General features: G+C 64.9%; 11 protein-coding genes. 5 read left to right on the top strand and 6 right to left on the bottom strand.

The annotated features are described in order from the left end of the window. The first annotated feature begins 1 nt into the window (after position 1). From FSY59_RS04470 to FSY59_RS04450, 5 genes are all read left to right on the top strand, one after another. Positions 2-673, top strand: coding sequence for a hypothetical protein (locus tag FSY59_RS04470; RefSeq protein WP_003055832.1), 672 nt, complete (start codon positions 2-4; stop codon positions 671-673). Between the two features lie 168 nt (positions 674-841). Continuing rightward, positions 842-1864 carry a tripartite tricarboxylate transporter substrate binding protein gene (locus FSY59_RS04465; RefSeq protein ID WP_050871935.1) on the top strand — a complete coding sequence of 341 codons (1023 nt, stop codon included), beginning with the start codon at positions 842-844 and terminating at the stop codon, positions 1862-1864. A gap of 158 nt (positions 1865-2022) precedes the next feature. Further along, the gene (gene serB, locus FSY59_RS04460) at positions 2023-2736 is read left to right on the top strand and encodes a phosphoserine phosphatase SerB (RefSeq protein ID WP_019044125.1); all 714 of its coding nucleotides are present in this window, start codon (positions 2023-2025) and stop codon (positions 2734-2736) included. A gap of 143 nt (positions 2737-2879) precedes the next feature. Next, positions 2880-3437 carry an NADPH-dependent FMN reductase gene (locus tag FSY59_RS04455; RefSeq protein ID WP_148728534.1) on the top strand — a complete coding sequence of 186 codons (558 nt, stop codon included), beginning with the start codon at positions 2880-2882 and terminating at the stop codon, positions 3435-3437. A gap of 315 nt (positions 3438-3752) precedes the next feature. After that, complete coding sequence (locus tag FSY59_RS04450; protein ID WP_148728533.1) at positions 3753-4268, top strand: ABC transporter substrate-binding protein; 516 nt, start codon at positions 3753-3755, stop codon at positions 4266-4268. 229 nt (positions 4269-4497) lie between these two features. Here FSY59_RS04450 and FSY59_RS04445 read toward each other — a convergent pair whose 3' ends face one another. The 6 genes from FSY59_RS04445 to FSY59_RS04420 form a co-directional block, all read right to left on the bottom strand. Beyond that, positions 4498-4848, bottom strand: a complete 351-nt coding sequence (locus tag FSY59_RS04445) for a DUF3325 domain-containing protein (RefSeq protein ID WP_003055839.1) — start codon at positions 4846-4848, stop codon at positions 4498-4500. Then, positions 4845-6530 carry a PepSY domain-containing protein gene (locus FSY59_RS04440; protein ID WP_148728532.1) on the bottom strand — a complete coding sequence of 562 codons (1686 nt, stop codon included), beginning with the start codon at positions 6528-6530 and terminating at the stop codon, positions 4845-4847. The genes FSY59_RS04445 and FSY59_RS04440 overlap by 4 nt, the downstream gene beginning before the upstream one ends. Positions 6531-6532: 2 nt before the next feature. After that, positions 6533-6823 (bottom strand): DUF3649 domain-containing protein, encoded by a 291-nt coding sequence (locus FSY59_RS04435; RefSeq protein ID WP_043372309.1) that lies wholly within the window; start codon positions 6821-6823, stop codon positions 6533-6535. Between the two features lie 259 nt (positions 6824-7082). Further along, positions 7083-9524 (bottom strand): TonB-dependent siderophore receptor, encoded by a 2442-nt coding sequence (locus FSY59_RS04430; RefSeq protein ID WP_148728531.1) that lies wholly within the window; start codon positions 9522-9524, stop codon positions 7083-7085. A gap of 109 nt (positions 9525-9633) precedes the next feature. After that, positions 9634-10587 (bottom strand): FecR domain-containing protein, encoded by a 954-nt coding sequence (locus FSY59_RS04425; RefSeq protein ID WP_148728530.1) that lies wholly within the window; start codon positions 10585-10587, stop codon positions 9634-9636. Positions 10588-10593: 6 nt separating this feature from the next. Continuing rightward, entirely contained in the window at positions 10594-11100 is a 507-nt protein-coding gene (locus FSY59_RS04420; RefSeq protein ID WP_050872049.1) for a sigma-70 family RNA polymerase sigma factor, read from the bottom strand. Between the last annotated feature and the right edge of the window lie 336 nt (positions 11101-11436).

The following is an 11436-nucleotide window of genomic DNA, read 5'->3' as shown; positions in this document are numbered from 1 at the left end:
CATGTTTCTTGAAGCCGCCATTGCCCTGCTGGCCTTGTTTCTGGCCCTGCTCTGCCGTCCCTGGCGCATGCTGGGCAGCCGGGCCGGCCCCGGCGGCATGCATGACCCGGTGCTGTCGCCGCTGATCACTCCGCTGCTGGCCATTCTGGTGCTGCTACCCTGGGTCTGGGCGCTGCCAGAGCTGCACAAAATGCCTTTGCAACTGCACTGGTCTGGTGCACCGCTGGTGCTGCTTCTGATCGGCTGGCCGCTTGCAGTGCCCGTGCTGATTGCGACAAGCGCTATTGCCTTTGCACTGGCTCCCGCACTCGGACTGCAGGACGCTCTGGGCCTGGCGGTCTGGCAGGGGCTGGTGCCGGCCACGCTGGCCATGCTCTGGGGGGCAGCAGTGCGCCGCTGGTGCTGGCACAACATCTTTGTCTTTATTTTCTTGCGCGGCTTCCTGGGCACGGTTGTGTGCGTATTCATTGCGTCCTTGCTCGGCCAATGGACCGGGCATGTGCTGCCCAATGTCAACGACGAGCTCTCGCACATGGCGCGCTGGCTCATGGCCTGGAGCGATGGCGTGACCACCGGCATGCTGACAGCGGTATTCGTGGTGTTTCGCCCGCACTGGGTGGCCACCTGGTCCGATGCCATATATCTGCAGCCGCCTGGCAATCCTGAAAGCTGAGGCCGTCGAGGTGCGCTGAGCTCTGCCACTTTCCCGGCCACTGCGCAAACCGCATCTTTCCCATCAGGCAAAACGCCAAGGCAGTTGGCACAAGGCTTGCTCATCATCGGGCTATCGCACCGCCGCAATCACCAAGCTGGTGCATATCTTGAGAAAGAGAGGGATCGCATGCTGCTCCAACCCGTGCGCAATATCGCTCACCGCAAAATTCGCCATGCCGTTCATGCCATGGCCCGCCCCGCACTGGCCTGCGCGCTGGTGGCAGGCCTTGCCGCCACGGCCCAGGCACAGGACGCCTATCCCGAGCGCGCGGTCAAGGTCATAGTCGCCCTGCCCGCAGGAGGCAGCGCCGACATGATTGCCCGAGTCGTGGGTCAAAAGCTGGCCAGCGAACTCAAGCAGCCTTTTGTGGTGGACAACCGCGCCGGTGCCTCGGGTCAGATCGGCACGCCGGCCGTGGCGCGTTCCGCCCCGGACGGCTACACGCTGATGGTCTCGCCGGCCTCATTCCTGACCACCAACAAGAGCATCTTCAAATCCCTGCCCTATGACCCCGAGGCCGACTTCGCGCCCATCAGCAAGCTGGTGAATCAGCCCATGGTACTGGTGGTCAAGGACAGACAGAAATTCCCCAGCGTGGCTGCCGTGGTGGCGGCCGCCAAGGCCGCCCCAGGCAAGCTGACCTTTGCCTCATCCGGCGACGGCAGCCCCCAGCACCTGGCCGCGCTGATGTTCGAGACGCGCACCCAGGCCAAGATGCTGCACGTGCCCTACAAGGGCGGTGCGCCGGCCGTCAACGACACACTGGCCGGCAATGTGGACATGCTGTTTGCCGTGCTGCCCGAAGCCCTGCCCCATATCCAGGCCGGCAAGCTGCATGCCCTTGCGCTGATGGCGCCCAGGCGCGCGGCCATGCTGCCCAACACCCCCACCATGGCGGAAGGCGGTTTTGCCGACCTCAACCTATCGGCCTGGGTCGGCCTGTTCGCACCGGCCAAGACGCCGCAGCCCGTGATCGACAAGCTCAACCGCGCCGTGCGCGTGGCACTGGACAGCGAGATCAAGACCAAACTGGGTGAAAACGGCATGGAAGTCGCGCCGTCGACGCCCGAGCAGCTCAGGCAGACCATGGCCCAGGACATCAGGCTACATGCCGAGCTGGTCAAGGCTGCGGGCATTCAACCGCAGTAAGCAGGCACCGCCCGGAACAGCACCAAGGGCAGACTCAGGGGTGAATGGCAAGTCGAAGCCCGCAACAACAGCGGATAATGGCGGCCATCTTGAGGAATGGCGCGGGCCTGATCTCCGCCATTCCCCTTTCTGCTACCCCCTCATTCGCACGATTCGCAATGACCGACGCCACCGAATTCGCTCCCGGCCTGATGATCCGCGGCTTTACTGCCCCCCAGAAGCTGGCGGACTACAAGCTCATCGCCTTTGATATGGACTCGACGCTGATCACCATCGAGTGCATCGACGAGATCGCCGATGCCACGGGCAAGAAGGCCGAAGTGGCGGCGATTACCGAAGCCACCATGCGCGGCGAAATCACCGACTTCAAGGACAGCCTGCGCCAGCGCGTAGGCAAGCTGGTCGGAGTGACCGAGGCCGACATGGCCCGCGTTCTGGCCGAACGCCTGAAACTCTCGCCGGGCGCTGAAACCCTGGTCAAGGCCGCCAAGGCCGCCGGCCTGAAGGTGCTGCTGGTCTCAGGTGGTTTCACCTATTTTGCCGAGCATGTGCGCGGCCTGCTGGATATCGACTTCGTGCGCGCCAATGTGCTGGAGATCAAGGGCGGAGCACTGACCGGCGGCCTGGTCGAGCAGGCCTGGGGCGATATCTGCGACGGTGCGGAAAAGCGCCGCACCCTGCTGGAAGTGGCCTCGCTGATCGGTATCGATGCAAGCCAGTGCATTGCAGTGGGCGACGGCAGCAACGACATTCCCATGATGCAGGCAGCCGGCCTGTCCGTGGCCTACCATGCCAAGCCACGCGTGCGCAACGAGGCCAAGGTCGCCATCAACGAGGGCGGCCTGGATCGCCTGCTGGAAGTGCTCCGATAGGCTGGAACAAGCACCTGCCCTCATCAGCCGCTGCCCTGTCGTCCAGGGTCAGCGGCTTTTTTGCGTCCGCTGCGGCGCAGCCATCCCCGGCAGCTTTGCTACAGTGCCATGCATCTCCCTCAACCCAGTCGAAAGGTCAGAGCATGAGCCAACTCAGAATCGCCGTCATCGTCGGCAGCCTCAGCAAGCAGTCCATCAACCGCCAGCTCGGCCAGGGCCTGGCTGCACTCATGCAGGACAAGGCAGATTTCGAATTCATCGGTATCAGCCACCTGCCGGTCTACAACCGCGACTTCGACAACACCCCCTATTTCAAGCCCTTTGACGACCTCAAGCCCCAGATTCGCGGCTGCCACGGCGTTCTGTTTGTGACACCCGAATACAACCGCTCCATCCCCGCATCGCTCAAGAACGTGCTCGACGGCCTGAGCCGTCCCTATGGCCAATCCGTCTGGGCGGGACTGCCGACCGCCGTGATCGGCAGCTCGCCCGGCGCGGCCGCCACGGCCATGGCCCAGCAACACCTGCGCAATGTGCTGGTGTCGCTGGACATGCCCACCCTGCCCCAGCCCGAGGGCTTTGTGCGCTGGTCCGACACGCTGCTCGACGCCGACGGCAAGATCAGCCAGGGCAGCCATGACTTCCTCGTCAAGTACATGACACGCTTTCTGGACTGGGTGCAGCTGCACCAGAAGCGCTAAGGCAATCTTCCTCCGATTCGATAGCATGCCCCGCTCACGCACCAGGCGCTGCGGGGCACTTCATGACTATTTCCCTGCTTTGAAGACTGCTGGAACTTTTGCGCATGCAGACTGTTCCTACAATAGCGTGCGGCCTCATACATCACACAACACCCGGCCGCCAGGCGCCGAGCCCTGTCCTTTTACGGACAGTTTCAGCTCGGCACCTTGAAAATCCACCTCTCGATTTTAAATACCATAGCAAGCAAGCCTTTTGCGACAACCGTTGCAGGGCATGCTGGTTGCCTTCGCTCGTCAGAGTGCAGGCGGCCGTCTATGACAACCATGACTGGAAACCATTTCGTGAAGACTTCGTACCGTGCTGCTGCCTCCGTGATTGCCATCGCCATCGCATCGCTGACCGTGCCTTCCCTGGCTCAGGCCAAGCGCATGGGCAGCAGCAAGTCCGTTCGCCCTGCCAGCATCGGCAACAAGGCGCCGGCTCAGCCCGCACCCGTGGCTCCTGCCGCTGCCGCGCCCAAGGCTGCTGCTCCTGCAGCCGCCCCCGCTGCCGCAGCGGCCCCTGCTGCTGCACCCGCAACTGCAGCGGCACCTGCCGCTCGTGGCTCCGGGATGATGGGCACCATGGCCGGCGCTGCCGTCGGTGCCGTGGCCGGCACCATGGCGGGCAACGCCATTGCCGGCGCCATGGGCGGTGGCGACAAGGAAGCCGAAGCCAAGAAGGCCAAGGAAGAAGAGGCCAAGAAGGCCGAAGCCGAGGCTGCAGCCCTGCAAAAGCAGCTGGACGAGGCCAAGGCCAAGGCAGAAGCCGCTCGCGCAGCTGTCAAGTAATCAACAGGCCTTGTTGCAGCCCGGCACGCCGGGCCTGCGGCCACTGTCAAAAAAGGGATGCACCTGCATCCCTTTTTTGCATCCTTTTTTTCATCACGCTCTGCATGATTTTGTGCTCCCCGGCAGCACAGCACCCGGAAAAGCATCTGCCCGCCACACGCCAGATGCACGGACGCGGCCATGAACCATGAGTGGGTCGTAGCCGTTGGTGCCGGCCTCCACCGCGATCTCAGGCGCTCCAGACAGCGGCCATGATCGCTGCAGCCGCAGCCAGAATGCAGGCAGCCGCAGCGGCCCCGCGGGCAGCGATGCTGATCAGGGCAACGACGAGCAATGCGCCTGCCGATAGCCAGCCCAGCCAGGCCACGATGCCTACGGACCAGCCCCAGGCCTGTACGCAGGGCATGACCGCCGCAGCCAGCAGCCCCGCACCCACTGCGCGCAGCAGCCGCGCTCGGGCCGCAGAGATCTCCATGGCAGCCGTGAGCTGCTCGTGGTGGCGTTCCATGGCAAACGCCAGCGCCGCCATGCCCGCAAAGCTCAGCGCCAACGCCTGCCACGATGCTTGCAATACATTCATGCTCCCACCTCCATCTTGCCCGCTGAAACCGGGCTTTGCGAACGGGCGCTGCGGCGCCGCAGATAGTGCCAGGCCCAGGCTGCAAGCAATCCCATACCCATGGCGCTCAGCTCCACCCCTGCGCTCTCCCAGTCGCCGCGAGCGATCTGCGCGGGCAGACTGTCACCGACAGTGATCCAGTTCAGCAGCGGCAGCAGCAGGCACAAAGCGGCCAGCAGGCCCAGTTGCTCCCGCCATGCCGCTGCAGGAGCACGCACCATGGCATGCAGCAGCGTCAGGCCCCACAGCCCGAAGAACACCGCCAGCTCCCAACTCGCTCTATGGGACAGCCCGACGGGAACCAGGCGGTTGGCCCACAGATAGCCTATGCAACCCAGGCCCAGACCGGCGATGGCCGCGACATTGAGTCCTTCGACGAGCCGGTACACGTGCGCCGTGGCGCTGCCGAACTCGCCGGCCTGCCGGCCCAGGTGCTTGCCGCGGCGCTTGACCATGAACAGGATGGCGCCGCTGGCCATCATGGCGCTGCCCGCCAGCCCGCAGAGGAAATACAGCCACTTGAGCGCCTGGCCGCCGAACTCCACCTGGTGCAGACTGCCTATCACCGACTTGGCCATGGAGGCTTCACCACCGTCCACCTCGCCAGGCTGGCGCAGCCTCAGCACCTCGGCTGTCGCCGCCGAGAACATCACCATGCCGGTCGTTGGGTTCAGACGCTGCTGCATTTCCTCCTCGCTGTTCCAGCCGTAGACGCCGATGCGTGCCGCCGCATCGCCTGGGTTGTCCACGACCACGGCCCGCACGGGCTGGCCCATCAGCGCCTGGGCGCGTTGCACAAACGGCTCCAGCTGCGGAACCGCCATGGACCGGCCCGACGGTGCCGGCCTGTCCGACTCGTTGAGCGCCACCACATAGTCGCGCAGTCCCTGGCTGCCCGTGCCGAAATAGACCGCAATGCCGGCCGGCATCAAGGTCGAGGCGGAGATGGCAATCCCCGTATAGGCAATCATGATCTGGAATGGCAGCGTCAGCACCGCCACCGCATTGTGGGCATCCAGCCAGCTGCGCTGCCCCTTGCGGGCACGAAAGGTGAAGAAGTCCTTGAAGATGCGCCTGTGCGTGATGACCCCGCTGAGCAGCGCCACCAGCATGGCCATGCCCGCAATGCCGACCACCCAGAGGCCTGCCTGCCCTGCATGCAGCCGATAGTGGAAATCCACGAAATGGTGGCCCCCCTTGGTGGCTCGCACGGCGCCATGAGACTGGTCCTTGCCCAGCGGCTGCCCGGTGGCGGAATCCAGTTCGGCCGAAGCGTACTGGCGCTTTTCATCGAACCAGTAGACACGCAGGTCGCCAGCACCCTCGGCATCCGAGGGCCACAGCTCCCACATCTCGGCCCCCGGATGGTGTTTTTCCATATAGGCCAGGCCCCAGGCCAGGCGCTGGCCCAGATCACCCCCGCGCTGGCCGGAAGCACGGGCGGCCGCCTGTGCCTGCTCCTGGGCGTGATGCTCGGGTGTCATCCAGTGGGAGATGGGCTCCTCGAAGACCGCCAGCGTCCCCGTGAAAAAGACCGCGAACAGCAACCAGGAAAACCACAGGCCGCACCAGGTGTGCAGCCAGGCCTGGGCCTGGCGAAAACCGCCCTGGCCTGCTCCGCCCGCATTTCTACGCTCGGCCATGCTCAAGCTCCTCCAGCCAGCCAGGCCGAGGCGCCTGCCAGCACGACGCTGGGCAGCAGCAGACCCAGCCAGACCCGGCCCGGCGACACCGGCGAGAAGGCCCAGATCACGGCCAGCAGATACACGGGGAAACTCCACAGCATACCCGCCAGCACCGCCTCGGCACGCGGCTCGGAGAGGACCGTCGCCAGGAATACGGCCAGGGCGCTGGCCAGCAGATAGCCGCCCAGGACGGCGGCCAGCAGCCGGGACAGGACGCTGCTGCCCACAAAGCGTAGAAAGAATGGTGTCATGACATAAGGAAAGAGATGAAGGCCCCGGACAGCCCGGGCGAAGCAGGCCGCAAGGCCCTTTCTCTATGTATGACAAACGAAAACCCAAAAAGGGTCATCCGTGCCACGCACTGGCACAGGCCGGACCGAGCAGCAGTGCCTGCAGCGACGCGTGCTTGCTGCCACCAGCCCCACCGGGCTTTGGCTGAACCATGGCGGCGCGCCGCCGCACTCAGGCAGAAGTGGCCGACGGACTCGAGGACCCGAGTGCTGCCAACCCTCAGAAGTCGTAGCGCATGCCCACGTTCACGCTACGCGGTGCACCCCAGGTGTAGTAAAGGCCGCCCAGATTGCTGACGCCGGCAAAGTATTTCTTGTCCAGCAGATTGTTCACGTTCAGGCTCAGCGACAGATGCTTGTCGACCTGGTAGCGGGCCATCAGATCCAGCACGGCGTAGGACTGCTGTGCCAGAGTGTTGTGGCTGTCGCTGGTCGAAGTCTTGCTTTGCCAGCGAGTCGCAGCCCCCAGCGTCAGACCGTGCAGCGCACCGCCTTCGAAGCGGTAGGTGCTGCCGAGCTTGAGCTGGTACTTGGGATACAGGCTGGAGCTGGTCAGCGAGCTGTTTTGCTGCACCAGGCTACCCTGGACCTGCCAGCCGCGCGCCAGTTCGCCCGACAGCTCCAGCTCCCAGCCGCGCCGCGTGGCGCCGTTGACGGCACGGTAGGCCATATCGCCGCCAGGCGTGAAGGCGCCGGTTTCCTCGGCCGAGTTGTCGGTCTTCATCCAGAAGTGGGCGATGCTGGCGTTGAGTCGCTTGTCCAGGAATTCGCCCTTGGCACCGACTTCAAAGGTCTTGCCTTGCTCGGGGTCCAGGGTGCGCCCCTGTGCGTCCTGAGCGCTTTGCGGCTTGAAGATGGTGGCGTAGCTGCCGTACAGCGAGACCTGGGGATGCACTTCGTAGACCAGGCCGGCATAGGGCGTGGTGACGGTTTCGCGCATATCGTAGTTCCACCAGGTGGGCGTCACGTCATGCTGGCGGTACTGCGTCACGCGCATGCCGGCAATCAGCTGCAGCGGATCTGCCAGGCGGAAGCGCCCTGCGGCATAGGCATAACGCTGGCGCTGGTTGAAGACATGGCGGTCATAGTTCCAGTTGCCGAAGTCTGGCTGGGCCAGCGCGCCGCCGCCCTGGGCATAGCTCAGGCCCAGATTGGCCAGCGGTACGCTCTTGGAGCTGCCGTAGAGCAGGCCGCTGTGGTAGCGCGACATGCCCATGCCGGCCAGCAGCTCGTGCGTGCGTCCCAGCAAGCTGAACGGGCCTTTGACATCGAGATTGACCGACCAGTTGCGGTTTTCCACATCCTTCCAGGGCAGATAGGCAGCGGTGGTGCTGTTCCAGAGGTAGCCCAGTGTCATGTCGTCCATCTTCACGCTCTGATGGAAGAACTTCAGGCTTGCCGTCCAGTCATGGGCCAGACGCTGCTCCACGCTGCCGAACAGCTCGGTGCTGTCCTGTTCATAGCCCGCCCAGGGCGCACCGTTGTTGAAGGAACGCGGCATCAGCCCCACTTCGGCACCTGCTGCGGTGTAGCGCTGTATGGGCCGGGTCGTGCCGAAGCCGCGGGCCTCGCGCTGACGCAGCGTGATGCCCAGATTCAGCAGGGTATCGGGTGTGAGATCTGCCTCCAGCGTGCCAAACAGCATCTTGCTGTTGCTCTTTTCGTTGTCGCGGAAGCTGCCCGCGTCCGTCATGGAGGCCACCACGCGGCCACGCAACGTACCGGCCTCGTTGAGCGAGCCGCCTATATCGGCCTGCGCACGGTAGGTGTCCCAGCTGCCGGCATTGGCGCGCACGCTGGCCTGGAACTCACGCGTGGGACGCTTGCGGATCAGGTTGACGGTGGCGCCATAGCCGCCCTTGCCGACAACCAGTCCCGACGAGCCCTTGAGCACCTCGACACGGTCCATCTCGGCCATATCGTCCAGCGCATACATGGTGCTGGTGACGAAGTACCAGCCGTTGCTGAGCTGGGACATGCCGTCGACCTGCAGATTTACCTCCGAGCCGCGGGCCTGGAAGTCCGTCGCGTTGTTCTGGCGATAGACGCCAATGCCCGGCGTCTGCTCCAGCACATCGGCCAGCGTCTCCAGCTTGAAGTCATCCATGCGCTGGCGCGTCATCACGCTGACCGACTGCGGCGTCTCGCGTAGCGTCAGGCTCAGGCCGGTGGCCGTGCGGCTTGGCCCCGTCTGGGTGTAGCTTCCCGTGCCTTCCGTGGTGCCGCTGCGCTCGGCCTGGGCCGTCACGCGCACCTCGGACAGCGTGCTGCCCTCCTCACCCGAGATGGGAGACACGGCCTGCCTTTGCAGGGTGTAGCTGCCGCCGGGACGCGAGACCAGCTCCAGACCACTGCCTGCCAGCAACCGCTGCAATGCCTCGCGCGGCGTGTAGCTGCCAGCCAGAACCGGGCTTTGCCGGCCCTGGGTGAGCACAGGGTCGAAGGACAGCGCCATGCCGGCCGTGGCCGCCACCTCGGACAGCACCCGGCCCAGCGGGCCTGCCTCTATCCGGTAGGTCTGGACCTGGCCGGCGACCGGCGGCTCGGCAGCCTGCACGGCGCTTGCCGCCAGCGTCCAGCCCAGCAGGGCAAGTCGGGCGGCGCGCGCAACGGGGCTGAATACAGGATTCGGCAGGGAACGGGAAGCCATGGAAGCAGGCATGAAAAGCAGTCCTTTGGAAGCAAAAAGTGAGTGGTTCACCTTGCTTGCCAAACAACTTGCGAAAAAGTCTCAGTTGTCTGCATCTTTTTTTGCGGCCGGGCCGGCGGACTCAGCGCGCCGCCACCGTGACCCAGTAGCCGCGCCAGCGCTGGTGCACGCTCACGGCATAGGTCTCGGCCAGCATGGCCAATGCCCGGTCGGTATCGGCCAGGGGATAGGCTCCCGAGACCTTGATGGCCATCACCTCGGGAGCGCAATGCAGCAGACCGGAGCGGTAACGTGCCAGCCGCGCGCAGACTTCGGCCATGGGCATGGCATCCGCCACCAGCATGCCCTGCGCCCAGGCCAGTTGCTGCGCACTCGCCGTCTGCAGCGCTCCGGCGCCCTGGGCTGTCAAGCGCGCCCAGTTGCCGGCGGGCACCACCTGCGCAGATCGTGAGGCTGCGTGTGGGGTGACTTCGACTGCGCCCTGCGTCACGGCCAGGTCCACGAACTGGCCCTCGCTGTCCTGCTGCACCGAAAAGCGCGTGCCCAGTGCCCGCAGACGCCCCACGGCCGTCGCCACCAGCAAGGGCCGGTCCACGCCGCTGGGATCGGCGGCGGTTTCCAGCAGGATGGAGCCTCGACGCAGATGGATCAGGCGCTGGTGAGCATCGAAACGGATATCCACGGCGCTTGCCGTATCCAGCAGCAAACGGCTGCCATCGGCCAGCGTCACGCTGCGCTGCTCGCCCGTGACAGTACGCAGATCGGCCGTCCAGCCCTGCTGCTGCGCCATGCGCCAGCTCATCCAGCCACCAGGCACGGCGGCCAGCAGAACCGCCAGCCTGGCCACGGCGGCTCTTCGGCTGCGACGCTGCGATCGGTCCAGAGTCGGCATGGCCAGCGCGGTCGGCAGGCCACCGAGCTTGCCCATCAGCCGCTCGGCCCGCATCCAGGCGCCTTCATGCTCGGCGCTGGTACGGCGCCAGCGCTCGAAGGCAGCATGTTCAGCAGCCGTCAAGCCTTCATCGTTCAGGCGGACCAGCCAGTCCGCAGCTTCGTCAAGCAGGTGTGCCTCCATGACGCTTCAATCCATCAGCGCCAGGCAATGCCTGAAAGCCTGGGCCATGTATCGCTTGACGCTGCTCAGCGACACGCCCAGTTGCAGCGCAATGGCGTCGTACCTCATGTCTTCCAGCTGCGACAGCAGGAAGGTGCGGCGCACCAGGGGCGGCAAGGCATCGAGCATGGCATCTATCTCATGCAAGGCCTCCAGCACCAGGGCCCGGTGCTCGGGCGAAGGCACTTCGGGCTCGGGCAGCAGGGCCAGCGCATCCAGATAGGCGCGCTCCAGCGCCTGGCGCCGGCACCAGTTGACCAGCACGCCCTTGGCCACCGTGGTCAGATAGGCACGCGGCGACTCTATCTCCTGCGGCTCGCGCACACCAAGGATGCGCACGAAGGTGTCCTGCGCCAGATCGGCCGCATCGAAGGCATTGCCGACCTTTTTGCGCAACCAGCCCTGCAACCAGCCGTGATGGTCGATGTAAAGCGCAGTGACTTCGCGGTGGATGACGGATTCGGCAGCGGACATGGTGCGATGGAGATAAAGCTCTGGCAAAGCTCAAATGATATCAATTCTCATTTTCAATACAGGCAAAAGCGTCACTATTTACCCGCAGGAATCTGGCTTCGTCTTTCAGCCCGGCGCACCGAGGCCGGACGCCGGGCAGCAGCAAGATCGCAAGCCGCCACGCGGGGATCGCTGCGCACAAGCCCAGCCCTCAGCGGGGCTCGCCAAGAGATCGGGGCAACTGGATGGCGTGGCAAAAGGCAAACAATCATCGGGCGCGGCGGCGGCGCACGATTGCGAGCTGCAGCCTCCGATAGACTTTCCGATGGCTATTGCACTGCCGAGCTCGGCGATGTT

Source organism: Comamonas sp. Z3 (assembly GCF_008121565.1).
Taxonomy (GTDB): Bacteria; Pseudomonadota; Gammaproteobacteria; order Burkholderiales; family Burkholderiaceae_C; genus Comamonas; species Comamonas brasiliensis.
The sequence above is the reverse complement of the archived record's forward strand: the minus strand, read 5'-3'. Positions and strand labels throughout refer to the sequence as shown.

Coding starts and splice junctions, on each gene's coding strand:
- FSY59_RS04470 (WP_003055832.1), top strand. CDS start 2: ATGTTTCTTGAAGCCGCCATTGCCCTGCTGGCCTTGTTTCTGGCCCTG.
- FSY59_RS04465 (WP_050871935.1), top strand. CDS start 842: ATGCTGCTCCAACCCGTGCGCAATATCGCTCACCGCAAAATTCGCCAT.
- serB (WP_019044125.1), top strand. CDS start 2,023: ATGACCGACGCCACCGAATTCGCTCCCGGCCTGATGATCCGCGGCTTT.
- FSY59_RS04455 (WP_148728534.1), top strand. CDS start 2,880: ATGAGCCAACTCAGAATCGCCGTCATCGTCGGCAGCCTCAGCAAGCAG.
- FSY59_RS04450 (WP_148728533.1), top strand. CDS start 3,753: ATGACAACCATGACTGGAAACCATTTCGTGAAGACTTCGTACCGTGCT.
- FSY59_RS04445 (WP_003055839.1), bottom strand. CDS start 4,848: ATGAATGTATTGCAAGCATCGTGGCAGGCGTTGGCGCTGAGCTTTGCG.
- FSY59_RS04440 (WP_148728532.1), bottom strand. CDS start 6,530: ATGGCCGAGCGTAGAAATGCGGGCGGAGCAGGCCAGGGCGGTTTTCGC.
- FSY59_RS04435 (WP_043372309.1), bottom strand. CDS start 6,823: ATGACACCATTCTTTCTACGCTTTGTGGGCAGCAGCGTCCTGTCCCGG.
- FSY59_RS04430 (WP_148728531.1), bottom strand. CDS start 9,524: ATGCCTGCTTCCATGGCTTCCCGTTCCCTGCCGAATCCTGTATTCAGC.
- FSY59_RS04425 (WP_148728530.1), bottom strand. CDS start 10,587: ATGGAGGCACACCTGCTTGACGAAGCTGCGGACTGGCTGGTCCGCCTG.
- FSY59_RS04420 (WP_050872049.1), bottom strand. CDS start 11,100: ATGTCCGCTGCCGAATCCGTCATCCACCGCGAAGTCACTGCGCTTTAC.